The sequence below is a fragment of the Paenibacillus lemnae genome (assembly GCF_012933385.1).
Lineage (GTDB): Bacteria > Bacillota > Bacilli > Paenibacillales > Paenibacillaceae > Paenibacillus_AQ > Paenibacillus_AQ lemnae.
This window is the reverse complement of sequence record NZ_JABBPN010000015.1, coordinates 43,806-69,288: the sequence shown is the minus strand read 5'-3', so window position 1 is coordinate 69,288 and position 25,483 is coordinate 43,806. Positions and strand designations below refer to the sequence as shown.

The 25,483-nt window shown below is 52.1% G+C and carries 20 protein-coding genes and 1 tRNA gene; 14 read left to right on the top strand and 7 right to left on the bottom strand.

Annotated elements, in window-relative coordinates:
* Nucleotides 1-5 precede the first annotated feature (5 nt).
* Nucleotides 6-602 (bottom strand): ATP-dependent Clp endopeptidase proteolytic subunit ClpP, encoded by a 597-nt coding sequence (gene clpP / locus HII30_RS15490; RefSeq protein ID WP_169505952.1) that lies wholly within the window; start codon nucleotides 600-602, stop codon nucleotides 6-8.
* A 190-nt stretch (nucleotides 603-792) separates the two neighbouring features.
* Nucleotides 793-867, bottom strand: a tRNA-Arg gene (locus HII30_RS15485).
* A gap of 248 nt (nucleotides 868-1,115) precedes the next feature.
* Between HII30_RS15485 and HII30_RS15480 the strand changes: the two genes are divergently transcribed.
* The 9 genes from HII30_RS15480 to HII30_RS15440 all read left to right on the top strand — a co-directional run bounded on the left by HII30_RS15480 (nucleotide 1,116) and on the right by HII30_RS15440 (nucleotide 12,537).
* Nucleotides 1,116-2,162, top strand: coding sequence for a sugar-binding transcriptional regulator (locus tag HII30_RS15480; RefSeq protein ID WP_169505992.1), 1,047 nt, complete (start codon nucleotides 1,116-1,118; stop codon nucleotides 2,160-2,162).
* An 89-nt stretch (nucleotides 2,163-2,251) separates the two neighbouring features.
* Nucleotides 2,252-3,256: a type I glyceraldehyde-3-phosphate dehydrogenase gene (gap, locus tag HII30_RS15475; RefSeq protein ID WP_169505951.1), complete on the top strand. Its 1,005-nt coding sequence runs from the start codon at nucleotides 2,252-2,254 to the stop codon at nucleotides 3,254-3,256.
* 132 nt (nucleotides 3,257-3,388) lie between these two features.
* Nucleotides 3,389-4,570 carry a phosphoglycerate kinase gene (locus HII30_RS15470; RefSeq protein ID WP_169505950.1) on the top strand — a complete coding sequence of 394 codons (1,182 nt, stop codon included), beginning with the start codon at nucleotides 3,389-3,391 and terminating at the stop codon, nucleotides 4,568-4,570.
* A 56-nt stretch (nucleotides 4,571-4,626) separates the two neighbouring features.
* Entirely contained in the window at nucleotides 4,627-5,379 is a 753-nt protein-coding gene (tpiA, locus tag HII30_RS15465; protein WP_169505949.1) for a triose-phosphate isomerase, read from the top strand.
* A gap of 1 nt (nucleotide 5,380) precedes the next feature.
* Entirely contained in the window at nucleotides 5,381-6,922 is a 1,542-nt protein-coding gene (gene gpmI, locus HII30_RS15460; RefSeq protein WP_169505948.1) for a 2,3-bisphosphoglycerate-independent phosphoglycerate mutase, read from the top strand.
* Nucleotides 6,923-6,995: 73 nt separating this feature from the next.
* The gene (gene eno / locus HII30_RS15455) at nucleotides 6,996-8,282 is read left to right on the top strand and encodes a phosphopyruvate hydratase (RefSeq protein WP_169505947.1); all 1,287 of its coding nucleotides are present in this window, start codon (nucleotides 6,996-6,998) and stop codon (nucleotides 8,280-8,282) included.
* Nucleotides 8,283-9,046: 764 nt separating this feature from the next.
* Entirely contained in the window at nucleotides 9,047-10,084 is a 1,038-nt protein-coding gene (locus HII30_RS15450) for a glycoside hydrolase family 88/105 protein (protein WP_169505946.1), read from the top strand.
* Between the two features lie 172 nt (nucleotides 10,085-10,256).
* Nucleotides 10,257-10,649 (top strand): DUF4181 domain-containing protein, encoded by a 393-nt coding sequence (locus HII30_RS15445; protein ID WP_169505945.1) that lies wholly within the window; start codon nucleotides 10,257-10,259, stop codon nucleotides 10,647-10,649.
* A gap of 160 nt (nucleotides 10,650-10,809) precedes the next feature.
* Nucleotides 10,810-12,537, top strand: coding sequence for a cellulase family glycosylhydrolase (locus tag HII30_RS15440; RefSeq protein ID WP_169505944.1), 1,728 nt, complete (start codon nucleotides 10,810-10,812; stop codon nucleotides 12,535-12,537).
* Nucleotides 12,538-12,671: 134 nt separating this feature from the next.
* On the opposite strand, the gene HII30_RS15435 is transcribed toward HII30_RS15440, so the two are convergent.
* Complete coding sequence (locus tag HII30_RS15435) at nucleotides 12,672-13,373, bottom strand: M50 family metallopeptidase (RefSeq protein WP_169505943.1); 702 nt, start codon at nucleotides 13,371-13,373, stop codon at nucleotides 12,672-12,674.
* A gap of 223 nt (nucleotides 13,374-13,596) precedes the next feature.
* Between HII30_RS15435 and HII30_RS15430 the strand changes: the two genes are divergently transcribed.
* From HII30_RS15430 to HII30_RS15410, 5 genes are all read left to right on the top strand, one after another.
* A complete protein-coding gene (locus HII30_RS15430) occupies nucleotides 13,597-15,501 on the top strand; it encodes a TerB N-terminal domain-containing protein (protein WP_169505942.1) in 1,905 nt (634 codons plus the stop codon).
* 6 nt (nucleotides 15,502-15,507) lie between these two features.
* On the top strand, nucleotides 15,508-16,863 hold the full coding sequence (locus HII30_RS15425) for a BREX system ATP-binding domain-containing protein (RefSeq protein WP_169505941.1): 1,356 nt from the start codon (nucleotides 15,508-15,510) through the stop codon (nucleotides 16,861-16,863).
* Nucleotides 16,860-19,055, top strand: a complete 2,196-nt coding sequence (locus tag HII30_RS15420; RefSeq protein WP_169505940.1) for a DEAD/DEAH box helicase — start codon at nucleotides 16,860-16,862, stop codon at nucleotides 19,053-19,055. Before HII30_RS15425 ends, HII30_RS15420 begins: the two co-directional genes overlap by 4 nt.
* A 65-nt stretch (nucleotides 19,056-19,120) precedes the next feature.
* Entirely contained in the window at nucleotides 19,121-19,903 is a 783-nt protein-coding gene (locus tag HII30_RS15415) for an SAM-dependent methyltransferase (protein ID WP_425495999.1), read from the top strand.
* Nucleotides 19,904-20,064: 161 nt separating this feature from the next.
* Nucleotides 20,065-21,624: a BCCT family transporter gene (locus tag HII30_RS15410; protein ID WP_246246519.1), complete on the top strand. Its 1,560-nt coding sequence runs from the start codon at nucleotides 20,065-20,067 to the stop codon at nucleotides 21,622-21,624.
* Between the two features lie 47 nt (nucleotides 21,625-21,671).
* On the opposite strand, the gene HII30_RS15405 is transcribed toward HII30_RS15410, so the two are convergent.
* From HII30_RS15405 to HII30_RS15395, 4 genes are all read right to left on the bottom strand, one after another.
* Entirely contained in the window at nucleotides 21,672-22,061 is a 390-nt protein-coding gene (locus HII30_RS15405) for a lipoprotein (RefSeq protein ID WP_169505938.1), read from the bottom strand.
* A gap of 30 nt (nucleotides 22,062-22,091) precedes the next feature.
* Nucleotides 22,092-22,499 carry an HAD family hydrolase gene (locus HII30_RS15400; RefSeq protein ID WP_169505937.1) on the bottom strand — a complete coding sequence of 136 codons (408 nt, stop codon included), beginning with the start codon at nucleotides 22,497-22,499 and terminating at the stop codon, nucleotides 22,092-22,094.
* Nucleotides 22,500-22,675: 176 nt separating this feature from the next.
* Nucleotides 22,676-22,807 carry a hypothetical protein gene (locus tag HII30_RS21875; RefSeq protein ID WP_281363492.1) on the bottom strand — a complete coding sequence of 44 codons (132 nt, stop codon included), beginning with the start codon at nucleotides 22,805-22,807 and terminating at the stop codon, nucleotides 22,676-22,678.
* Nucleotides 22,808-22,810: 3 nt separating this feature from the next.
* Entirely contained in the window at nucleotides 22,811-25,387 is a 2,577-nt protein-coding gene (locus HII30_RS15395) for a DUF2339 domain-containing protein (protein ID WP_169505936.1), read from the bottom strand.
* Between the last annotated feature and the right edge of the window lie 96 nt (nucleotides 25,388-25,483).

Genomic DNA, 25,483 nt, shown 5'->3' with positions numbered 1-25,483 from the left:
ACGTATTAGACACCTTGCGGCGGTGTGCTTTCCAGCACCTGATCCACAAGACCGTACTCTTTCGCTTCCGAAGCAGTCATAAAGTAGTCACGGTCGGTATCTTTCTCGATACGCTCCAGCGGCTGGCCGGTACGTTCAGCCAGAATATGATTCAGCTTGTCACGCATTTTCAGAATGCGGCGGGCACGAATCTCGATGTCCGTTGCCTGTCCCTGGGCACCGCCCAAAGGCTGGTGAATCATAATCTCACTGTTCGGCAGTGCGAAACGCTTGCCCTTCGCTCCTGCATTCAGCAGGAATGCGCCCATGGATGCGGCCATACCAACACAGATCGTGGATACATCCGGCTTAATGAATTGCATTGTATCAAAGATGGCCATACCGGCGGTAATGGATCCGCCCGGACTGTTAATGTACAGATGGATATCTTTCTCAGGGTCTTCTGCCGTCAAAAACAGCATTTGCGCAATGATGGAATTGGCGACCACGTCATTGACATCGGAGCCGAGGAAGATAATGCGGTCTTTCAGCAATCTGGAATAAATGTCATAGGCCCGCTCACCGCGGTTGCTTTGTTCAACGACCATAGGGATAAAGCTCATTACAGGACAACCTCCTCTTAAGTACATTCCTCATTAAAATACTGTTACCGTATTACCCATATGATAAACAATTTAAATCATAAAGTCAAAGAAAGTCAAACTATAAGGTAAAAAAAAGAGCCGTTACAGGCACTTATGGGTAATCATTATGAGGTCGTCAGGAAGACGACAGACTTACTTGAATATAAAATGGCGCGCCCGCGAGGAATCGAACCTCGATCTCAGGCTCCGGAGGCCTACGTCATATCCATTGGACCACGGGCGCATATATAAGTTGAAAATTTAGCAACGTTATTGAGTATAACGCATATTTGCTAAAAAAACAAGAGGGCGTCTAACTTTCTTCCTGCCAGGAAATGCATAATAAAGCCTGTGACAGAGAAGTATACAATCGGAACACTTGCAACCTTCATAAATATTGGTTAGAATGATGGTGGGACTAAAATTGTTTCGCTGGGACGTTTTTTGACCACCAGACAGGACTCCAAAGACGAAGTTGCGGGAGTGGAAGGCATGCGCCATATATTAGAAATACAAGAGCAGCTTCTGCCCGATCTCATGGAAACACTCAAGAGAAGGTATACCATCCTGCGGCAGATCCGGTCTTCCGGTCTCGTAGGGCGCAGAACGCTTGCATCATCCCTGGCGATGACCGAGCGGGTGCTCAGAGCCGAGACGGACTTTATGAAAGCCCAGGGGCTGCTTGAAATCGAGAGCCTCGGGATGCGGATCAGCCGGGCCGGTGAACTTTTACTGGATCAGCTGGAGCCTGCGATGAAGGATCTTTTTGGACTGGATGACCTGGAAGAGAAAATCCGTGAGGCTTATGGACTGAGGAAGGTCGTCATTGTCCCGGGTGACAGCGAATCCTCACCGGATGTGAAGCGGGAGCTAGGCCGTGCCGGTGCCCGGGCGCTTCTGAGTGCAGCGACAAGCGGTGATACGATTGCCGTAACCGGGGGCTCAACACTTGCCGAGGTGGCAGACCAGATGGCGACGCCGTCCGGTGGACCGCTGAAAGGCGCATGGTTTGTGCCTGCCAGAGGCGGTCTGGGCGAGAGTATGGAGATTCAAGCCAATACGATTGCAGCCAAGATGGCCAAGAAGGTGGGAGCAGAGTACCGTCTGCTCCATGTACCGGACCTGTTAAGCGATGATGCATACCAATCGCTGGTCCAGGACCCCAATATCCAGGAGATCGTTGATGTGATTCGCACATCACGGATCATTATTCACGGCATCGGCAACGCCATGGAGATGGCGATGCGCCGGAAGCTGGATCAACATTCGATTGCCGGCCTTCAGAAGGAAGGCGCGATCGCAGAATCATTCGGTTATTACTTCAGCGAGGACGGAAACGTCGTTCACCGGATGCTGACCCTCGGGCTGAGGCTGGAGGATATCATTCGGACAGAGACGATTATCGGAATCGCTGGAGGCGTCAGCAAAGCGAAAGCGATCCACGCAGTACTGAAGTTTGGTCATGAGGACATTCTTGTTCTCGATGAGGCTGCAGCACTTGCGCTGGAGAAGAAGCTGAGGGTACCATCTGATCATTAATGAATGAATTACATCACTTTGTTGTCATGACGGGTTTCATCACCCGTTTTGAATATAAAAAAACTTTCACTATATGGAGGGAATTACTCATGGTTAAAGTAGGTATTAATGGTTTTGGACGTATCGGACGTAACGTGTTCCGCGCAGCACTGGACAACAACGATGTGGAAATCGTAGCAATCAACGATCTGACAGACGTTAGCACGCTGGCACACCTTTTGAAATATGACACGACTCACGGCAGACTGAACGCAACAGTAGAAGCTAAAGAAGGCGCACTGGTTGTAAACGGCCGTGAAGTAAAAGTATTCGCAGAGCGTAATCCTGAAGCACTGCCTTGGGGCGAATACGGCGTTGAGATCGTTGTTGAATCCACAGGGATCTTCACAGCGAAGGAAAAAGCTGAAGCTCACCTGAAAGGCGGCGCGAAGAAAGTTATCATCTCCGCTCCTGCTACGAACGAAGACATCACCATCGTTATGGGCGTTAACGAAGACAAATATGATGCTGCTAACCACAACGTCATTTCCAACGCTTCCTGCACAACCAACTGTCTCGCTCCTTTCGCGAAAGTGCTTGACGAGCAGTTTGGTATCGTAAAAGGTATGATGACAACCGTTCACTCTTACACAAACGACCAGCAAGTACTGGATCTGCCGCATAAAGACCTGCGTCGTGCCCGTGCTGCTGCCGAGAACATCATTCCATCCACCACTGGTGCTGCAAAAGCAGTAAGCCTGGTTCTGCCACAGCTGAAAGGCAAGCTAAACGGTATGGCAATGCGCGTACCTACGAAGAACGTTTCTGTAACGGACCTCGTAGTCGAGCTGTCCAAGAACGTAACACTGGAAGACGTAAACGGAGCGCTGAAAGCAGCTGCTGACGGCCCGCTGAAAGGAATCATGAACTACTCCGACGAGCCGCTCGTATCCAGCGACTACAACAGTGACCCTGCTTCTTCCACGATTGATGCACTGTCCACCATGGTTGTCGGCGACAATATGGTAAAAGTTGTTTCCTGGTATGACAACGAGTGGGGCTACTCCAACCGTGTCGTTGACCTGGCTGCTTACATCGCAAGCAAAGGTCTGTAATATCAGATCATGACCATAAATCGAAGAGGGGTTCCCTGTGGTGCTCCTCTTTGGTTTGTCTTTTAAACATAGAAACAAAGAGAACCGCTGCGTTGTTGGTGAGGAGAATAGTATCTTAGGAGGAACGTGGAGATGAACAAGAAAAGTGTGCGTGATGTGGAAGTAAACGGCAAACGGGTGTTTGTCCGTGTCGATTTCAATGTCCCCCTCGAGGACGGCAAGATTACGGACGATAACCGGATCCGTCAAACACTGCCGACCATCAAGTTTCTGACAGAGCAAGGTGCTAAGGTGATCCTGGCCAGCCATATGGGAAGACCTAAGGGTGAAGTCGTGGAATCCCTGCGTCTGACGCCTGCGAGCGAGCGTTTGTCCGAGCTTCTGGGCAAGCCGGTGGCAAAAGCTGACGAAGCTGTGGGCGATGCTGTGAAATCGCAGATCGAAGGCATGCAGAACGGTGATGTACTCTTGCTTGAAAATGTTCGTTTCTATCCAGGTGAGGAGAAAAACGATCCAGAACTTGCGAAGCAGTTTGCGGAGCTTGCGGACCTGTTTGTGAATGATGCATTCGGTGCGGCTCACCGCGCTCATGCTTCTACGGAAGGGATTGCTCATCACCTGCCGGCAGTATCAGGCCTTTTGATGGAGAAAGAATTGTCTGTTCTTGGTAAAGCTCTCTCGAATCCGGATCGTCCATTCACGGCGATTGTCGGCGGCTCCAAGGTAAAAGACAAAATCGATGTCATCAATAACCTGCTGACCCTGGCAGACAACATCATCATTGGCGGCGGACTGACTTACACGTTCCTCAAAGCACAAGGCCACGAAATCGGTCTGTCTCTGTGTGATGATTCCAAGCTGGATGTTGCTCTCGGTTTTATCGAAAAAGCGAAAGAACTGGGCAAAAACTTCTACCTGCCGGTAGATATCCTGGTTGCCGACGACTTCAGTGCAAAGGCTAACACACAAATTGTGGGCATTGATGGTATTCCTGCTGGATGGGAAGGCGTGGACATCGGTCCGAAAACCCGTGAAATCTATGCAGATGTTATCAAAAACTCCAAGCTGGTCGTATGGAATGGACCGATGGGTGTATTCGAAATCGAACCTTTCTCCAACGGTACTCGTCAGGTGGCACAAGCTTGTGCGGATACGGAAGCCTACACGGTCATCGGCGGCGGCGATTCGGCTGCAGCGGCAGAGAAGTTCGAGCTTGCGGACAAAATGGATCACATCTCCACTGGCGGCGGTGCTTCCCTGGAGTTTATGGAAGGTAAAGAGCTTCCCGGTGTTGTGGCGCTGAACGATAAGTAGTATCTTTTAATATAAGAGTCTTTTGGTATTAGCGAATTAAAGGAGTGAAGTATGACGTGAGAACACCAATCATAGCTGGCAACTGGAAGATGTTTAAGACCATTCCGGAAGCTGAAGCATTCTTCGAAGACATCAAAGGCAAGGCAGAAGTTGAGGGCGTGGAAACTGTCATTTGTGCGCCGTTCACGACACTGCCTGCACTCGTTAAAGCTGCAAAAGGAACCAGCATCAAGATCGGTGCGCAAAATCTTCATTTTGAAGATAACGGTGCGTTTACGGGTGAAATCAGCGGTCTGATGCTGAAAGATTTGGGCGTGGACTATGTGGTGATCGGTCATTCCGAGCGCCGTCAATATTTCAACGAAACCGATGAGACCGTGAACAAGAAGGTTCATGCTGCATTCCGTCATGGCCTGCTGCCGATCGTTTGTGTGGGCGAGAGCCTGGAAGAGCGTGAAGGAGACCGCACCAAGGATGTGTGCAAGGTACAGACCGAAGCAGCTTTTGCTGGCGTGCCTGCAGATCAGGCGGTTCATGTGGTTATCGCTTATGAGCCGGTATGGGCAATCGGAACCGGAAAGTCTTCCACCTCTGAAGATGCCAATGAAGTGATTGCTTACATCCGTGAGCTGGTAAAAGGCATGTATGGAGAGACAACCGCTTCTCAAGTACGTATTCAATACGGCGGAAGTGTAAAACCTGAGAATGTCACCGAATATATGGGACAACAGGATATCGACGGCGCTTTGGTCGGCGGTGCAAGCCTGCAGCCAGCTTCGTTCATCCAGCTCGTTGAGGGGGCGAAGTAAGATGTCCGCACCAAGACCCGTAGCTTTGATCATCATGGACGGGTTCGGACTGCGCAGCACCACGACAGGCAATGCCGTAGCTCAAGCCAACAAGCCGAACTATGACCGTTACCTGAAGCAGTATCCGAACACCACACTGACCGCTTGCGGTGAAGCGGTTGGTCTTCCGGAAGGACAGATGGGCAACTCCGAGGTCGGACACCTGAACATTGGTGCCGGACGGATTGTGTATCAGGACTTGACGCGGATCACGAAATCGATTCGCGATGGCGAGTTTTTCGAGAATGAGACGCTGGTGGAAGCCATTCGCGCGGCCAAGAAAAACAACAAGAAGCTGCATCTGTACGGCTTGGTCTCCGACGGTGGTGTGCACAGTCACATCGATCATCTGTTTGCCATGCTCGATCTTTCCAAAAAGGAAGGCCTTGAAGAGGTCTATATTCATGCTTTTATGGATGGACGCGATGTGGCTCCGGACAGCGGAAAGCAGTTCATCAAGGATCTGCTGGCCAAGATCGATGAAGTCGGCGTAGGGAAAATCGCCACGGTATCCGGACGTTACTATGCCATGGACCGTGACAAGCGCTGGGATCGTGTAGAGAAGACCTACCGAGCTATGGTGTATGGAGAAGGACCTAAGTATCAGGACCCTCTTCAAGCGATCAATGAATCGTATGACAATTCCATTTTTGATGAGTTCGTTGAACCGACTGTAATTGTGGACAGCGAAGGCCAGCCGGTTAGTCTCGTTGAGAGCGGAGACTCCGTGATCTTTCTGAACTTCCGTCCGGACCGTGCTATTCAGCTCTCCCAGGTATTCACGAACAGCGATTTCCGCGGATTTGAGCGTGGACCTAAGGCTCCGCAAGGTCTGCATTTTGTGTGCCTGACGCTGTTCAGCGAGACCGTAGAGGGATTTGTGGCTTATAAGCCGAAGAACCTGGATAACACGCTGGGTGAAGTGCTGGTACAAAATAATAAAAAGCAGCTGCGTATCGCCGAAACCGAGAAGTATCCGCATGTGACGTTCTTTTTCAGCGGCGGCCGCGATGTGGAACTGCCTGGTGAGACTCGCGTGCTGATTAACTCACCGAAGGTGGCTACATATGATTTGCAGCCCGAGATGAGCGCATACGAAGTAGCCGATGCCTGCGTCAGAGAGATTGAAGCAGATAAGCATGATGCGATCATTTTGAATTTTGCAAATCCGGATATGGTAGGCCACTCCGGTATGCTGGAGCCAACCATCAAGGCCGTGGAAACGACGGATGAATGTGTTGGTAAAGTTGTGGATGCCGTTCTGGAAAAAGGCGGGGTTGTCCTCATCACTGCAGACCACGGTAACGCAGATATGGTGTTTGACGAGAACGGACGTCCGTTCACGGCCCATACGACGAATCCGGTGCCATTCATTGTGACAGATGAGACCGTAACGCTGCGTGAAGGCGGCATTCTGGCCGATATCGCTCCGACGATTCTCGATCTGCTGAACCTGGAGAAGCCGCAGGAAATGACCGGAACCTCCATGATTGCCACCCGATAATGCAAAGTGCCTCCAGCCTGTGATAAGCTAGGGGTAATGATCACGAATAACGAGAAAAAAGGAGACTCTACTTATGACTATTATTTCTGATGTGTATGCACGCGAAGTCCTTGACTCCCGCGGTAACCCGACGGTAGAAGTTGAGGTTTATCTGGAATCCGGCGCCATCGGCCGTGCGATTGTACCTTCCGGTGCTTCCACTGGTGTTCACGAAGCGGTTGAGCTTCGCGACGAAGATAAGTCCCGCTACCTGGGCAAAGGTGTGCTGAAAGCTGTTGAGAACGTGAATGAGATCATCGCTCCTGAAGTAATTGGCATGGATGCGCTGGATCAGCTCGGCATCGACAAGCTGATGATTAACCTGGACGGAACGCCTAACAAAGGCAAACTGGGCGCAAATGCAATCCTCGCTGTGTCCATGGCTGTTGCTCGTGCAGCAGCTGACGCGCTGGACCTGCCACTCTATGTATACCTCGGCGGATTCAATGCGAAGCAGCTTCCAGTGCCAATGATGAACATCGTGAACGGCGGCGCTCATGCAGACAACAACGTGGACGTTCAAGAGTTCATGGTTCTGCCAGTAGGTGCAGCCAGCTTCAAGGAAGCCCTTCGTATGGGAGCTGAGATCTTCCACAACCTGAAATCCGTACTGAAAGGCAAAGGCCTCAACACTGCAGTTGGCGACGAAGGCGGTTTTGCACCGAACTTCACGTCCAATGAAGATGCATTGTCTTCCATCATCGAAGCGATCGAGAAAGCTGGCTACAAGCCAGGCGAAGACGTTCTGCTTGGTATGGACGTTGCATCCACTGAATTCTTCAAGGATGGCAAATACGTGCTGGAAGGCGAAGGCAAGTCCTACACGCCTGCAGAGTTCGTAGACCTGATGGCTTCATGGGTAGAGAAGTATCCGATCGTTACGATCGAAGACGGCTGCTCCGAAGACGATTGGGAAGGTTGGAAGCTCCTCACCGAGAAGCTGGGTGACAAGATCCAGCTGGTAGGTGACGACCTGTTCGTAACCAACACTGAGCGTCTGGAAAAAGGGATCAACGAGAACATCGGTAACTCGATCCTGATCAAGGTAAACCAAATCGGTACGCTGACTGAAACGTTTGATGCGATCGAAATGGCGAAGCGCGCAGGTTACACTGCGGTAATCTCTCACCGTTCCGGTGAATCCGAAGACAGCACCATCGCGGACATCGCGGTTGCAACCAACGCAGGTCAGATCAAAACGGGTGCACCTTCCCGTACAGACCGTGTGGCGAAATACAACCAATTGCTTCGCATCGAAGACCAATTGGGCGAGCTCGCTCAGTACAACGGCTTGAAGTCGTTTTACAATTTGAAAAAGTAATTGAATGTACAGCCCGGCTCCTGCTTTGAAGGGAGGCCGGGCTTTTTTGCGCTTATGTGATGGGGGCCGCTGGCTATTTGGCTGGGATGGCGCTGCACCTTTTTTGGCAGGGGTGGGGGGAGTGGCGTGAGTCGATTCCGGCCGCTGTTAAAATCGGGAAACTTGGATGAGGTTGAACTAAGCTAATTAGGAGTAGTAGCCGGCGGGTGAAATGTTCTTCCGATCGCTCTTGATCGTGGATTTCAATTTATTCAGGAGGTAGGTAGAAATCCACGATCAAGCGTATGCTTCCGATGCGAGCTTTCTTTCAGAAAGCTTTGAGCGAACGCTCCGCTTCTCCAGAATCATTTCACCCTCTGGCATCTCTCCATTATTATTCAACCTAGTTTCCCGATTTTAAAGGCGGACGCGCTGCTCCTCCACCGTCTCACGCCACTCCTGCAGGGTAGAAAAGGTGCAGCTGACCCAGCCCGCGCTGGCCTGCGGCTCTCTTGAGAGGAGCGCAAAAAACCCACCTGACCTCTCTGCGAATCACAGGAGCTGGGCGGGTGTGTGGGGAGGGGAAGGGAGAGTAGAGTAGGCAAATCTCTTTCCCGGCAAAATTGTAGTATAGCCTGCGCTGCTCAATATTGATAGAATAACTGTGAAGCGCTTACTTTGGATATAAACCAAGTCATTATAAACTGCATCATGATTGAAACGGATGAATGGCTTACTAAGAAGGCTTGCAAAAAGTGGATATGCGATGAAGGAGAGATGATGCAATGCGCAAGTTTGAATGTGATGAGCAGGAAGTTAAGGAACTTTTGGATCGGGTAGTCCGCCGTACGATGAACATGGACTTTACGTGGAACTGGTCCTGCGGGGTGGCTTTTTACGGGATTTGTAAGGCATGGGAGGCCACGGGGAATCAGGAATACATCGATTTCCTTGTGAAATGGGTGGACGAGTATCTGGAGCTAGGCATTCCGCCGCTTATGGTCAATTCCTGTGCGATGGGGCATACGATGCTGACGCTGCACGAGGCCACAGGTGACTCGAAATATTTGGATCTGGCGCTGATGAAGGCCGAATATCTCCGCAAGGATGCTATTCGGTTTGGGAAAGATGTATTTCAGCATACGGTTTCCTCCAAAAATGATTTTCCTGAACAAGCTTGGGCAGATACCCTGTTCATGGCCGCTTATTTCTTAATTCGGCTTGGATTCAAGCTGGACAACAAGGAATATATCGATGACGCCTTGAATCAGTTTTACTGGCATGAGGAATATTTGCAGGATACGAAAACGAATCTGTTCTATCATGCCTGGGATAACACAAGACAGGATCATTTGTCGGGTATTTATTGGGGCCGGGCAAATGCATGGGCTGCTTATACGATGGCACAAACTCACAAGATGCTGAATCCGTTTATGCCGATGTGGATGCAGATTGGCGGCGCATTGGGAGACCAGCTGAGTGCTCTGGTGAGACTGCAGTCTCCGGAAGGCATGTGGCATACGATTCTGGATGATGAGACCTCGTATCTGGAAACATCGGCTTCCGCAGGGATTGCAGCTGCGATGACGATCTACGCCCAGCCGCTGCATCAGAATTATATGGCTAGAGCATATGAAGGGATCCGGGCAAATATTGATGAGGACGGCTCGGTTCGCAACGTATCCGCAGGCACGGCGGTCATGTACTCAGCAGATGATTATAAAGTGATCTCGAAAAAACGCGTTCAGGGATGGGGACAGGGGTTAGCGCTGGCATATCTGGTGGCCCTGCTTCAGAACAAGGAGCCTGTAAGTGCCATCTAGCGCTGCAGATCAACGGTAGACAAATCAATGTGGTCAACCCCGGTTACCCTGTGTAAGGGAAAGCCGGGGTTTTTTGCTTCATTTCCGAACTTATACCCTTTGAAGTGCGTTTAACCAGATGAAGGAATTCATTCAAGAGTTTATGATTTTGAAGAGAAAGCAGGGGGCCTTTATGAATATACTCACCCTTTTAGGGATAATTGGATTTTTAACGATTCCACTGAATCTGGTGTTTGTGAGCAGAGAAGACCGTGAAGCCCGGTTATCTCATACACCCGGTCAAAAGCCGTTCATTGCGGTTTCGCTCATTGTGCTTGTAATGATTCTCGTGTGTATGGGAGCGATTTATAATGATATCCTGCCGTCTTTCTTTGGGTTTTACGTGATCATACCGATGGCGCTTCTGTATCACTGTTTTCGTGGGTTCATGGAATGGAAGTATTTAAGGCCAGCCAAACATTATGTGGTCACGTTCATTACAGCGGGGCTGATGGTGGTCGGTTACATGCTGTTTCTCTGGTATGCGGGGACCGGGATGGACCGGTTTATGGAACCGCTGTGGTAAGCCGAATTCAATCCGGATAGTCTTCGAGTGGAACAACAGGTCTAATTTTCATATGAAAATATCACTAATTATTAGGATGTCACCCACAAATTAGCTGTGTTAGAGTATAACAGCAACCGCTTTCAGAAAGCGCTGACAAAATTAACGGTAGGAGGGTTTTATGAATAGTCTACGAAAAAAGATGCTGTTATCACTGACCTTGGCAGCGGCGATGCTGCTGACCACAATCACATCCGCTGCAGCGGCACCAAAAGATAAGCCTAAAGATCTTCAGCCGCCAAAGAGCAGCATTCAATCTTATGTAGAAGCCATGCAGCCTGGCTGGAATCTGGGCAACACATTGGATGCTACAGGCGAAGATGAAACCTCCTGGGGCAACCCTCGTGTGACAAAAGAACAGATCAAGGCTGTCAAGGCCAACGGCTTTAACAGCATCCGGATTCCGGTCACCTGGGACCAGCGTATGGGACAAGGACCGGACTATGCGATTGACCCTGCTTTTATGGATCGGGTAGAGGAGGTCGTTGACTGGTCGCTGGACGAAGGCTTGTATGTCATGATCAATCTGCATCACGATTCCTGGCTGTGGGTAAGCAAGATGGAGAAGAATCCGGCTGAAGTAAAGGCGCGCTACAATGCAGCCTGGACTCAAATCGCGGACCGGTTCAAGAATCACTCGAACAAGTTAATGTTTGAGAGCATCAATGAACCGAGATTTACAGACGGCTGGGGAGCTGAGGATCCGTCTCACCTCCGTTATCTGGATGAGCTGAATACGTCCTTCTACAACATTGTACGTAAATCAGGCGGCAGCAATGATGTGCGCCCGCTGGTCATTCCAACACTGGAAACCAATGCAGCTCAGGAAAAGCTGGATCACCTGCACGATTATATTAAAAACTTGAATGACCCGAACCTGATTGCGACAATCCATTATTATGGATTCTGGCCGTTCAGTGTTAATATTGCTGGCGTAACCACGTTTAATGAGGAAACAATCAAGGATATTGACGATACGTTTGACCGTACCTACGATACATTGGTAGCGGACGGTATTCCGGTCATTCTGGGCGAGTTCGGTCTCCTGGGCTTTGACAAGCATACCGGGGTGATCGAGCAGGGCGAGAAGCTGAAGTTTTTCGAATATATTTTAAACTATGTTCAGCAGAGAAAAATCGCCCATATGATCTGGGATAACGGTCAGCACCTGAATCGAAACACCCTGGCGTGGTCTGACCCCGAGCTGTACGAAATGATGAAGGCGAGCTGGAAAGGCCGTTCGGCAACTGCGAAATCCGACCTGATCTTTGTGAACAAGGGAGCACAGGTGCAGGATGCAGTTATTCCTATGGAGATGAACGGTAATCGCCTGGTGAATATCTGGGTTGGAGATAAAGGCAAGAACAAGCTGAGAGCAGGCGCGGACTACACACTTTACCGTGATGTCCTGACGATTAAAGCATCTGCGCTCGCGCGTCTGACTGCTTCCGGCGGGTACGGCGAACAGGCCGTGCTTCAAGCGGATTTCAATCAGGGAGCGGACTGGAACTTCCGTGTCATCCTGAACGATACGCCGAAGCTTGAAGCAGCGACTGGAACGGCTGCAGATTTTGTCATTCCGACACAGTTCAACGGTGATCTGCTGGCAACGATGGAGGCCGTATACGAGGATGGAAGTAATGCAGGCCCTCAAAACTGGACATCTTTCAAGGAATTCGCGTATACATTTTCTCCGGATGTTGAGGCAGGAACGATCCAGCTTACCGAGAACTTCTTCAAGGAAGTGAATGACGGCGTGGTGAACCTGAAATTCCATTTCTGGAGCGGCGAGATTCTGAGCTACACCATTACGAAAGATGGAAACAGTATTACCGGTATGGCAAAATAACGTCGAGTTGCATAGGAAAGGCGGCTGACCATCATGGGTCAGCCGCCTTTCGTTTTGCTCCTTTTACCCAGCTGGGCTTGGATCAAGAGAGGTGCGGCCCTAAATCGGTAGAGGAAAGAGCGCCATATGCCGGGTTACCGCACCCGTGCCCTCATTTCGCGCTCTCGGCTTGCTGTAGACCGCCTGCTCCAGAACAGCTGGAGGGCCAGCTTTGCACACCAGAGCGCAAAAGCCAGGAAGACAAGTGCCCACACTGCTGCCGGCAGGGGCGTCTGGCTGGCCAGATTGGCCGCATCTCCGGCACGGGCGGGCCGGGTGATTCCATATACCAGAAGTGTGACAGGGCCCATGACCGATTCCTCCAGACAGAGAAAAGCGAGAACCAGATAATAGGCGTTGCGGATTCGACCGCCAAGCAGGTAAAACACCAGGGTGATCACAATGAAAATGGAGAGCCACCAGATGCCATACCCGTTGCGGACAAACAGCAAAATCATCAGCAGGGCGGTAACGGCAATCGCGATCAGTCCCTGAGCCTGCTTCCGCCGGGCATAGCCGTAGAACATCAGGACCGAGAACAGAGAGGCCGGAATATATCCTGCCAGTGAGACGATCAGGGACCTCCAGCCGGGAGCGACAAGCGAATACGTCACGCCGCTGTGATCGGGGTTTAATTGAATGCTCAGTACCCGGCCTGACAGCAGCAGGGTAGCCAGCGCATGACCCAGTTCATGGATCATCGTATCCATGATGCGGAACCAGGAGGAGAACGGAATCAGTCGTGTCAAAATCGCGGCGCCGACCAGATAGAGAATGGTTTTAAGCCATTTGTTCATATGGAACTCCTTTTTGACCGTATTCCGCAGCCACGGCGGGTGCAGACAGCAGGTCGTAGAATGTGATAAAATGGAACATACGTTCTTTCGTATTATAATGTGAATGAGGGCAGGTAACCCTGCTTTTTACCTAGTATAGACGCCGAAACGGCCGTTGTAAAAAAACAGCCTGGTTCTGGAAACGTGAGTGGTACAATGAGCATATGAGGGAGGTGAGAAGACCATGACACCCAAAGACAGCCGGGAACAAGGATCCGATTCACACAGCTGGGAGGTTTCAAGGACTTCGGGAAGCAAAGGAGCCACGGGCCAAGTGCGGCACAAGGTGATCCGTGATTTACAGATGACATTTGCAGAATTTGAGCTGGGCGGAGAAGAACGGCAGCTGAAGATCCCTGAGCATGCTCCTGCCGGGCATCAGGATCAAGATGAAGGGGTTCTGGCCCCGAAAGAGGCCGCCCCAGGTGAACTGACACTGGATGATTTGAATGCTTGGGAACCGAAGAATGTGTGGGAACCGGAGAATGCTGGGGATCCAGAACCAGAGAAACCGCCGAAGGGCACTGTCCATGCAAAACCGTCTGAGGTGTCCAGTCTTCCGCCTTCCAGTGTGCCGCCGTCTTTTGACGGTGTGAGGTATTACTCCCGGGAACAGCAATTCTACATGCGAGCGCGTGAGCTGGAATGGCATGTGGAGCAGGAGGGGCCGTTTGTGCCTTTCAAAAGCTACTGGCCGGTGTACAGCGAAATGCTGCCGTCTCAGGAGTCATGGTATTTTTACTGGAGGGAAGAAGTGCGGTCCGGACGTTATCCGGATACCGATCTGTCCTACTTGTTTGTTTATATATATGAATTGATTCATGGCATTGGCTGGAGCGCGCCGGAGCAGGGGCGGCAGCTGATGCAGCGCATCTGGTCGGCTTATCGTGACCGGTATCGCAAGCTGGACAGTTACATGAGAGAGTGGCTGTTTGATTTTGACCATGTGCACGGCCTCATGCATCCAAGCGAAAGCGAAGAAGGATTTCAGAAAATCCCCCGCAATCTCTCCCCTGAGCTGAAGGAACGGGAGTGGAGACGCCGCTTTACCGCCCAGCCGCTGGAGCTGAACTGGGATGTGCTGAAGGAGCTGCTGGACATCGATCCCGAGAAAAGCCGATTTGTGCAGGAAGCCGGACGCAAGGAGATGCGGGTATATGCACCAAAAGTGATTTCCATGGTAGATGCATATTTGGAGAAGACGGGCGGCACAAGGCTGTTGGAGAGGTTTTCTCCTCCTGAAGTGCAGTCGTCGCGTACGATTTTTCGGACAGCGGTGTATGATGAAGGGCTGTATGGACGCACGGTCATGGTGCCGGTCGTGAAGATCAGCACGTATGCCCCGCTTCGGGCATACCTGACACAGCTGGTTCGTTTAACGGAGAATCGCCTGCGGGAGCTGATGGGCTTCAAGGGGCGCTTAAAGGGTGTTGCGGTCGAGCCCGAAATCGACAAGCTGGTTACGCGGTATTTGAAAAGAGAACTGAACCCGGAAGAGCCTACTCAGGGGAAACCGTCTGTTCCTGAGGTGGCTATCGATATGGGCAAGCTGCAGCGGCTGCAGCGAGAATCGGATGAAGTGCGTGATTTGCTGCTGATACCGGATTCGGCATCAGGGTTAGAGCAAGTGTCAGCCGAGCCGGTCATGGTGGAAGGATCTTTACATTTGATGGAAGAAAATTGCCCGGGCAATAGACAAGCTGCTGTGCCTCGTGCCAAGGTGCAGGACGCAGCAGCAGAACCAGGGGAGCGAGTGCCGGCAGAAATGGGTGCTGGAGCTGGAGCTGAAGCTGAAGCTGAAGCTGAAGCTGATTCTGGTAAGGTATATTGGAATACCGAAGATCTGGATGAAGATTGGCAGGAGCTGGCCCGGGCTTTGACACCGGCTCATCTGGACATGCTGTACGGATTAAAGGAGGGGCTGGGCTCGGATGCTCTGCAGGCAGCGGCACAACGGGCCGGCTCCATGCCAGAGCTTCTTATAGATGAGATTAATGAAGCGGCAATGAGCTGGATCGGGGATCTTTTGATTGATGGAGATGCCCTGACAGAGGATTATGTGGACATGCTGGATTTTATAAAGAGGTGATGAGAAGTGGCTGAACTGAAAATACCCAAACGCCTGACCACGGCTTTGATGAATTCACTGACCGCGGGTGTTGTGCCCCGTGTCGGGCTGGAGCATATTGCGGTGGGGCGCAAGCCTGAGGTGGAGGCCATTGTGCAGGATATGGATAATATTGCTGAAGGCGGTGCAGCATTTCGGCTGATCAGCGGACGCTACGGCAGCGGTAAAAGCTTTCTGCTCCAGATCATCCGCAACTATGCCATGGATCGGGATTTTGTGGTGGCGGATGCCGATCTTTCGCCAGAGCGGCGCCTTGTCGGAACCAAAGGTCAGGGGCTTGGCACGTATCGCGAGCTGATGACTCACCTGTCCACCCGTACACGTCCAGACGGCGGTGCCCTGGAGATGATTCTCCAGAAGTGGATCGCGGCGATTCAGCAGTCCATTATGCAGAGCGAAGGGCTGACTTCGGATGACCCTTCGCTGAATCTGCGGGTGGAACAGCGGATTTTTGAAGTGACCGGAGGTATGCAGAGCCTGGTTCACGGGTTTGATTTTGCGAAGGTGATGGCATCGTACTGGAATGGATACAAGCTGGGCGATGACGACAAGAAGCAGATGGCGCTCCGCTGGCTGCGGGGCGAGTATCCAACCAAGACCGAGGCACGCAGGGACCTGGGGGTTGGCGTGATCATTGATGATGACAGCTGGTATGACTACATTAAGCTGTGGGCTGAATTTGCCGCGGCGATCGGCTATAAGGGTCTGCTGCTGTTTATCGACGAAGGCGTGAATCTCTACAAAATCACCAACACCGTCTCCCGCCACAGCAACTACGAGAAGCTGCTGACGATGTTTAACGATACGATGCAGGGTAAAGCGCAGCATCTGGGCATTCTGATGGGCGGCACCCCCCAGTTCGTGGAAGATGAGCGCCGGGGGCTGTTCAGCTATGATGCCCTGCGTTCACGCCTGATCGACGGGCGGTATGGATCACAGGCTTACCGGACTTATTCCTCTCCAATTCTGAAGCTGGACATGTTGTCCCATGAGGAAATTCTGATCCTGCTGCAAAAGCTGCGGGATATTCATGCCCTTCATTACGGCTACGAGGTCAGGCTTGCGGATGATCAGCTGATTACTTTTATGCAAAATGCGGTGAACCGGCTGGGTGCAGATGAGCTGCTGACGCCGCGGGAAGTTGTCCGCGATTTCATGGACCTGCTGCATACGCTGCATCAGCATCCGGGGAGTGATTTTGATACCCTGCTGGGTGAGCGGGCGGCGATGGCAGAGCAGGCGGTGAAGTCCAGCGGTGCTGCCGGGGGCAAGAGTCAGGAACAGGATAAAACGGATGATTTCCTTGCGGAGTTTGAGCTGTGAGCGGCGGCGGCAATCCGTTTTCCAGACTGGCGCCCTTTATTCGCGAGTATATTTACCGAAAGAAATGGGATACCCTCCGCGAAGCCCAGGTGGAAGCCTGCCGTGTGCTGATGGATACGCCAAGCCACCTGCTGATCGCTTCCGGGACAGCTTCAGGCAAGACGGAAGCCGCTTTTTTTCCAGCGTTAACCGAGCTGTACGAACGTCCTTGTGAGTCGGTCGGCATTCTATATATCGGTCCGCTGAAGGCGCTCATCAATGATCAGTTTGAGCGGATCAAGGAGCTGCTGCGTGAAGGCGAGGTGCCGGTATGGCACTGGCACGGCGATGTATCCCAGGACGAGAAAACGAAGCTGATGCAGCATCCCTCCGGTGTGCTGCAGATTACCCCGGAATCACTGGAGGGGCTGCTGATGAATCGTCCTAACTCGATTCCGGCACTGTTTCATGATTTGAGATATGTCATTGTCGATGAGGTGCATGCCTTTATGGGTGCTGACCGGGGAATTCAAGTGCTGAGTCAGCTGACCCGGATCGAGCGGATGGCGTCCTGTTCGCCGCGGCGAATCGGCTTGTCAGCGACGTTGAGCGATTATGAAACGGCGGCAGGATGGCTGGCAGCGGGAACGCAGGCATCTGTAGAGGTCGTCTCCCCGCAGGGAGGGCGGAAGCTGCGGATCAGTGTGGAGCATTTTTCATTTCCGGATGCACGTGACGAGAAGAAGGCAGAGCAGCTGGAGCATGCGCGAAAAGCGTATTATGATTTCGTATACGACACAACTCATCAGAAAAAAGCTCTGATCTTCACCAACAGCCGCTCCGATGCCGAGCTTACCACACTGGAAATGCGCCGTGTGGCGGCAAAACGCCAGGAGCCGGACGTCTACCATGTCCATCATGGCAGTATTTCGGCGATGCTGAGGGAAGAGGCGGAGGCCGCGCTGCGCAGCGGGCCGGGGCCTGCTGTAGCTGCGGCGACGCTGACACTGGAGCTGGGCATAGACCTTGGGGAGCTGGAGCGGGTTGTGCAGCTTGGCGCACCCTACAGCTGCTCCAGCTTTGTGCAGCGGCTTGGCCGCTCGGGCCGCCGGGGACAGGCATCCGAGATGATGTTCCTCTGTCCGGAGGAAGAGGACGAAACCGCCCAGCTGCCTGCGCGGATGCCCTGGATGCTGCTGCGGGCCATTGCGGTGATCGAGCTTTATGTGCGCGAGAAGTGGGTGGAGCCGCTGAGTTTGCGGCAGAAGCCGGTGGGGCTGCTGTACCACCAGACCATGAGCATTCTGAAGAGCATGGGCGAAGCAGAGCCGGCCGAACTGGCTCGGGCCGTGCTGACACTGCCAGCATTTCAAGACTTTACGGCAGAGGAGTATAGAGATTTCCTGAATTATCTGCTGCAAACCGATCATATTCAGCGGACAGATGAAGGACCGCTCATTATAGGCCTGACCGGGGAGCGTATCGTGAACAATTTCCGATTCTATGCGGTGTTCAAGGACGACGAAGAGCATGTCGTATACAACGGATCGGAGGAGATCGGTTCCATCACGACGGTGCCGCCGCCGGGATACTGTTTCTCCCTGGCAGGCAAGCTGTGGAAGGTGGAAGAAGTCGATACGCGGCATAAGGCCTTGTATGTGAAATCCTCCAAAGGGAAAGTGGATACGCTTTGGCTTGGAGCGGGCGGTGACATTCATACCCGCGTCGTCCGTAAAATGCGCGAAATCCTGGACGACAGCACCATTTATCCATATTTGGCACCCGGCGCGGTGAACCGGCTGGAGCGTGCAAGGCGCCTTGCGCGGGAGAGCGGTCTGCTCAAAAGCACAGTCATTCCCGCAGGCGGCGATTCGCTGTTTATCCTGCCGTGGGCAGGCAGCAAGCCCTTCCGCACGCTGGAGCGGCTGCTGAAGCATAACCTGGCCGGCAGTCTGTCGCTGCGGTCCATCGTACCGATGGAGCCGTATTACATGGTCGTAGCCGGTAAGACGGCACCGGAGCATCTGATGGATGAGATCGCGCGGGAGCTGGATGAATGTCTCGTGGCGGGTCCGGAATCCCTGCTCGATCACAAGGAAGCGCCTTATTTGGGCAAGTACGACGAATTTGTGGCTCCTGAGCTTGTACGGAGGGCTTTTGCGGTGGACGGTCTGGACCTGGAAGGGCTGGCATATGCTTTGAGAAGAGAATAGAATGGAATGAAGGTGCGGACACCGGTGGTGTCCTTTGCCAAATGTATGAGTTGAGGTGAGCTGAGATGAGTGTAGAAGAGATGAGCCAAGGGAAAGACAAAAAAGGTACGAATTTGACGGCAGCGAATGGGCTCCGCACGCGTGGCAGGGGACGAACGTCCAAGCCTAAGCAGGAACTGGAACGCATTATTTTTATCGGCCGTACGTTTGAAGAATATATGCAGATGTTCGATCTGCAGCATGAGGATCTGGAAGGGAAGTCTATTCTGGACTGTCCCTCAGGAGCATGCTCCTTCACAGCAGTAGGGGGGCAGCAGGGTCTGGATATCATGTCATGCGATATTGCCTACGACCATGCACCGGATGATCTGGAAACCAAAGGTCTGGCAGGCATTGCCCATGCGCTGGACACGATGGAAGACGCCAAAGACTTGTTTCTGTGGGACTTTTACGGGGATGTGCAGGGGCTCGGCAAACATCGGTACAGTGCACTAGAGCATTGTATCCGTGATATGAAAAATCGCCCGGAACGTTATGTTCCAGCAGTTCTGCCGTCGCTGCCCTTTCAGGATAAGCGGTTTGATCTGATTGTATCGGCGCATTTCTTGTTCATGTATGGGGACCGGCTGGATCTGGATTTTCATAGGAAGACTGTGAATGAGCTCATTCGGGTTGCCTCACATGAAGTCAGGATTTTTCCGCTGGTGGATCTGACCGGAACCCGGTGTGAATATGTGGATATGCTGAAATCGGAGCTTTCTGCCGCGGGCTTACAGGTAGAAGAACGAGTAGTGCCGTATGAGTTTTTACGTCATGCGAACAGCATGCTGGTCATTCGGAAGAGATAGCCTAAAAGTTAGCAAGCTGCCTGTATTAAGGGGCGGCTTTTTTGTTTATATACATACATAACTGCTGATCCCTTTGTAAATTTACGAAGCATGGTTACATGAGATCCGGCCACCTTGGGAAATAATGAGGAGGCAGGACGCTACTACATAAGCTTGGAGTGATGCAATTGGGAGCAAGATTGTTTAAAAATGTGGTGTTTACCGTATCGGCATTAGTGATTGGCGTTTTAGCGATTTTGGGAGCGGTCGTGCCTGATGCGTTCGGGAATGCGGCAACGTATTTGTTTAATCTGACGACCAATTATTTTGGCTGGTTCTATCTGTTATCTATTTTTATTATTATCGTGTTTCTCTTTGGGGTGGCGGTCAGTAAATACGGTGGAATCCGTCTGGGAGAGAATGACCAGCAGAAGCCGGACTATCCCTTTTTCACGTGGATCGGGATGCTGTTCTCTGCAGGCTTTGGAGTCGGGCTAGTATTCTGGGGTGTAGCGGAGCCGATGACGCATTTTTACACTCCTCCTTTTGTTGGAATGGAAACACAATCGACGCAGGCCGCACGGGTCGCGATGGGCTATGCATTTTTCCACTTCGGGATCAGCCAGTGGTCGGTATTCGCGCTGGTGGGGCTGGTGATTGCCTTTTTCCAGTTCCGCAAGAAAAAAGATGGACTCGTGTCCACGGCACTGGAGCCGATCACGGGGAAGAAACCTGTTGTCAAAAATATCATTGATATCCTCGCGGTGATTGCGACCGTAATGGGCGTTGCTACTTCGGTCGGCATGGGCGTGCTGCAGATGGGCGGCGGACTCGGTTCGATGACAGGATGGGGCAATACGCCCTTACTGCAAATCGGTGTGCTGGGTGTGATTTTTATCTGCTATATGATTTCCTCTACCACAGGGCTGGATAAGGGAATTAAATATCTGAGCAATCTCAATCTGACGATGGCATTTGCTTTTATGATCTTTGTGTTTTTTGCCGGTCCGAGCGTGTTCATTCTGGAGACCTTTACCCTGGCGATTGGGGATTACTTTTCGAATTTCATCCAATACAGCCTGCGTCTGCAGCCTTATGCCGGCGGGGAGTGGGTCCGTAAGTGGACGATCTTTTACTGGGCCTGGGCGATTGCATGGTCGCCGTTCGTCGGCGCTTTTGTGGCGCGTGTGTCTAGAGGGCGTTCCGTACGGGAGTTTATCCTGGGCGTCATGGTCGTGCCGCCTCTGATTGCATGTGTCTGGATGGCCGTATTCGGCGGGACAGCGCTGTGGCTGGATCTGAATCAAAATGCAGGCATCGCCACGGCTGTGAACAATGATGTTTCCACCGCTCTGTTTGAATTATTGAACAATCTGCCGTTTACGGGAATCGTATCGGTGCTGTCGATCATTCTCATTCTGACGTTCCTGATCACTTCAGCCGATTCGGCCACATACATGCTGTCGAGTATGACAACATCCGGAAGCCTGAACCCTCCGTTTTACGTGAAAATCGTATGGGGTATGCTGATGGCGGCCATCGCCGGGGTGCTGATCTACACGGGAGGACTTGAAGCGCTGCAGACGGCTTCCCTCATCTCGGCACTGCCGTTTACTATCATTCTGCTGCTGTTAATCGCTGCGGTTATCCGCATGTTTAAAGGCGAGCCGCTCCCGATTCGTAAAGCGGATCTCAAACGATTCAAACGGCTCGAAGAAGAGGCTAACAAGAATCGGAAGTGATGACTCGTTTGCATGATTAAATATCAAAGAAGCCCGTATTTCCCTGGTTATCCTTCGACCAGGCCGAGATACCGGGCTTCTTTTCCGTCCTTAAGGACAACAAGAAATGAACTGTGCGAGGAGTCGGCATAGATGGTCGTGCCTGCTGGAAGCTTGGTGGCCATGTAGTTAACAAAAGGCTTGGCTGGATCATACATCTCTTGAATTTTACCGACCTCCTCAAGCGGACCCAGTTCTTCTTCCTGCACCCAGGAGTCAGGATCCGCCAGGATGTACACCAGATCCTGAACCATGAACAGATCAGCGTCAGCATGCTGCTGGAGTACCTTTTCAGCAGTTGGGTTTCCTATAGGCTGCGGTGCTTGCCTGGAAGTCGATTGGTCTGAGCAGGAAGTCAGTAGAAGCAGCAGAACAAGGAAAAGGACGATTCGATTCACAGGATCAACTCCTTTCAGGTGGCGTGAGAGCTACCGGTCCCAGCCGGGAATGCTGCGCAGGTTGCCGTCCAGGATCTGAAAGGCACTCTTCACCGGGATGCCGCGGGGTGAAGAAGCCGTCTGAATGTAACAGGAATCGATTCCTACAGCTTCCGCTCCTGCCATATCGGTCCACGGATCATTCCCTATCATCACGGCAGAGTGGAGATCTGCACCGTAAGTGTCGGTTAAATAGCGGTAAAACAAAGGATCCGGCTTGCTGACGCCGGCCTCAGAGGAAATAGCTATGCCATCGAACATATGCAGAATGCCCAGCATACGCAGCTCCGCTTCCACGAAAGTCTTCTGGCCGTTGGAGAGCAGGAAGACCCTCTTTCCGCCAGAGCGCAGGCGCTGTAGAATTTCGGCAACCCCCTCATAGAGGGAGATATGAATCATTGATAACGTCCGCAGTCATCTCACGGTCTCCTGCAGCCAGGCTTCCTCAGGATGCCCCCCCCAAATCCCGGGCAACCGCCCGGAAGACCTCTTCCATCACAAAATCGGGAAACTGGCAGCTCCTTGCAGCCTCAGCCAGCTGGCTGTCGCGCTCTGCCAGGAATCGTTCCTTTAGCTCAGCCCCCTGCAATGTTCATGCCATGATAGCCGAAATGAAAGCCCAGCCGGTTCCATACCTCCGGCGCCTCCTCATCGGTCTCAATGTCAATCAGTGTGCCGTATAAATCAAATATATAAGTGGCATACATAGGTTATACTCCTTTCCCTGCCGGATTTTGCTCTTCCTTGGCATAAGTCTCTTCCATTTTGTTCGATACCTTCTGATACAGATAAGAAATGCCGAGCAGGCAGATCCCGAAGGTGAAGTAGGCGATAATTTTGCTGCCGAGGCCCAGCTGGCTGAGATCATAGAGCAGCAGCTTGCCTGTTGCAAACAGGGACAGCATGAGGCCAAACCGCCGGATATATACGTATCTGCTGCGGAAGCCGTACATAATGAACAACGCTGCCAGCAGCAGATATACCAGGCTGTAAGCCAGACCGCCATCCCTGAGCTGCAGCTGTACACCCATCGAAGCTGTGACACTGACCAGCAGGTACAGTCCCATAATGACCGGATACAGCTCCATGTTACCGTAATCACGCTGTATCGTCCTGCGCAGCAGTCCCCCTCCGCTGAACCAGACAAACACATTGAACAGGATGAGCATCCCAAGCGCCAGATAATCGGCTGCTGTATTGTCTGCGAACTCCGGCCGAAGGGCGGGCATGCCCAACGTGATGCTGATACAAATGACATAACCGGTCACACGCAGCAGCAGCACCATGTATCCGACTATTTTATCATAAAGCACCGTGACCTTAGGCAGCGCATAAGCCAATCCTACAGTAAGGAATGCCGTCAGCAGCAGTTTGTAAAAGGTGAAATGACGAAGATCCCCCGGCACGTACAGATCATATAAGGTCAGCGCTTCATAGACGATATAAGCATAGAAGTTCAGCAGTGCCGCATATTTGAACCCTACTGCCAGCTTTACCTCAGACGGTGTACTGCGAAGCAGTGTTTCCTCCCGGGAATGACGGACCGCATAGACCACAGCTACAATGAGCATCCCGGCCGTTATAAACGTATATTTCAGGTCAAAATAAGGTTGGATGTCAGCGAACAATGTGTTATTTGCGGCCGTTTGCATAGGAACATCCACTATGAAAAAAGCGCCAAGGCATAACATCAAAATTCCCCAGCCTGCTTTTTCCACACCCTTGAAGCCGCAGCGCAGCCCGTATACCGTCAGCAGAACGGCTTCAGTCAGCCAGCCGATCGACCACCACGCCGCCCCCAGCTGGAAGGGCACCAGCAGTACGGCGAAGGTCAGCGAGGTGCAGTAGAACAGCAGCCGGCTTTCTTTTTCCTGCGGCATCTGCTTCTGTACGAACCGGCCGAGGCCGAGATACATCAGACAGAAGGCGAGAGCAAGCGCACCCTTATAATCGTCAAGCCCCGCATCCATAAACAGAAAATACAGGGTTACACAGCTGATGACCGTGTTGCAGCCCAGCAGGGAGAAGTCCCACCAGGACAGCTTGCGGCGGAATTTGAACGGATACCAGAGCGTGATGCCGAGATACATCGCAAAGGTCAGCACGACATAGAACATGCTGGCAACGTCGCTGTCCGCGAAAATAACCAGCAGCAGCATCGAAGGTACATTGAAGAGGAAGCTGATGTAATTGACCACAACCCAGCGCTTGCGCAGTGAGATCAGCAGGATCAACAGATTAAGCAGGAATAAATAACCCATAGCGACATAAACGGCAGCACCGTCAAGACCAAACGCGCCTATGTATGAGAATAACGGCAGATATCCACCGGCAAGACCCAGCGAGCAGATCGTCCGCGATTCATACCTCAGAGACAGCAGCACGGCTGAAGCGGTGACAAGCACGGAGAGTCCAAGCCCGGTATAGAGCCCGATAATCTCCAGCAAAAAATAACTGTAGAACACGGAGCCGTACAGAACCGAGATGCCTCCGCCCAGCACGCCAAGCGCAAACGTTCCTCTGCCTTTACGGAACATCCACTCGCCTCCGCCCAGCATCAATAATCCGAGCAGGAAAAAGGCAGCGCCCTTCATATATCCGTTGAACCAGGTTAAATAGGTATACCTGAAGCCTGCGCCTACAGCCAGAATCAACAGCAGAATGGCCAGGCGGTTTATCCAGTTGAGGCCGATCTTCATTTCAATCACATTCTGCTTGCGGCGCCGCTGGATCGTATCCTCGCTGACCCCTTCCGATGCAAAATCATCCATCCGGCTCTGCATGAGTTCATTCTGCTGGTCCCGGGACTCATTCCTTGCTTTTCTGCGCAGTACAATGCGCTCATCCAGCCTGTGCTTCACCTCATCCAGAATGTAAGTAAATTCGGTGCGGTCTTTCCCCAGCTCATGCTCAGCTGCCTTGTACATGCTCTCAATGCGCTGCTTCGTCTCCTGTTCAAAAGCGCTCAGACGGTCCAGATAACGGTCGCTTTGAGAGGCAAAATAAGTCTGCAGCTTCTCCTTCGATACCCGCAGAATGCCCAGCTTCTCATCCAGAATCTGCTCTGCAAGTGCAGTCCGCAGCTCCGAGTTCTCGTGGCGCAGCTTTGCCGCCTGGCTGTCAAGCTCGGCCAGTGCCGCTTTGTTCTCTTCATACTGCATCTTCAACACTTCGTTCTCGTGTACCAAATCGCTGTTCTCATATTCTGTGATCAAGGCTTTGTACTCCTTAAGCAGCCCATCCTGCTGCTCCTGTACCGCTCTAAGCCGATCCCTGAACTGCTCCATAAGCGCCTCCCGGTATCACAAATTGTTAATATTTTCATTTTACCCTGAAACAGGAGTAACACAACAGGGAAGGCATAAGTCTCTGAATTCCATGCA

Bases quoted from the DNA above. Each gene is read 5' to 3' on its own strand.
- HII30_RS15430 (WP_169505942.1), top strand. From the start codon at position 13,597: ATGACACCCAAAGACAGCCGGGAACAAGGATCCGATTCACACAGCTGG.
- HII30_RS15415 (WP_425495999.1), top strand. From the start codon at position 19,121: ATGAGTGTAGAAGAGATGAGCCAAGGGAAAGACAAAAAAGGTACGAAT.
- gap (WP_169505951.1), top strand. From the start codon at position 2,252: ATGGTTAAAGTAGGTATTAATGGTTTTGGACGTATCGGACGTAACGTG.
- HII30_RS15470 (WP_169505950.1), top strand. From the start codon at position 3,389: ATGAACAAGAAAAGTGTGCGTGATGTGGAAGTAAACGGCAAACGGGTG.
- HII30_RS21875 (WP_281363492.1), bottom strand. From the start codon at position 22,807: ATGTATGCCACTTATATATTTGATTTATACGGCACACTGATTGACATT.
- HII30_RS15435 (WP_169505943.1), bottom strand. From the start codon at position 13,373: ATGAACAAATGGCTTAAAACCATTCTCTATCTGGTCGGCGCCGCGATT.
- HII30_RS15400 (WP_169505937.1), bottom strand. From the start codon at position 22,499: ATGATTCATATCTCCCTCTATGAGGGGGTTGCCGAAATTCTACAGCGC.
- clpP (WP_169505952.1), bottom strand. From the start codon at position 602: ATGAGCTTTATCCCTATGGTCGTTGAACAAAGCAACCGCGGTGAGCGG.
- HII30_RS15440 (WP_169505944.1), top strand. From the start codon at position 10,810: ATGAATAGTCTACGAAAAAAGATGCTGTTATCACTGACCTTGGCAGCG.
- HII30_RS15410 (WP_246246519.1), top strand. From the start codon at position 20,065: ATGCAATTGGGAGCAAGATTGTTTAAAAATGTGGTGTTTACCGTATCG.
- HII30_RS15445 (WP_169505945.1), top strand. From the start codon at position 10,257: ATGAATATACTCACCCTTTTAGGGATAATTGGATTTTTAACGATTCCA.
- gpmI (WP_169505948.1), top strand. From the start codon at position 5,381: ATGTCCGCACCAAGACCCGTAGCTTTGATCATCATGGACGGGTTCGGA.
- HII30_RS15450 (WP_169505946.1), top strand. From the start codon at position 9,047: ATGCGCAAGTTTGAATGTGATGAGCAGGAAGTTAAGGAACTTTTGGAT.
- HII30_RS15395 (WP_169505936.1), bottom strand. From the start codon at position 25,387: ATGGAGCAGTTCAGGGATCGGCTTAGAGCGGTACAGGAGCAGCAGGAT.
- HII30_RS15480 (WP_169505992.1), top strand. From the start codon at position 1,116: ATGCGCCATATATTAGAAATACAAGAGCAGCTTCTGCCCGATCTCATG.
- eno (WP_169505947.1), top strand. From the start codon at position 6,996: ATGACTATTATTTCTGATGTGTATGCACGCGAAGTCCTTGACTCCCGC.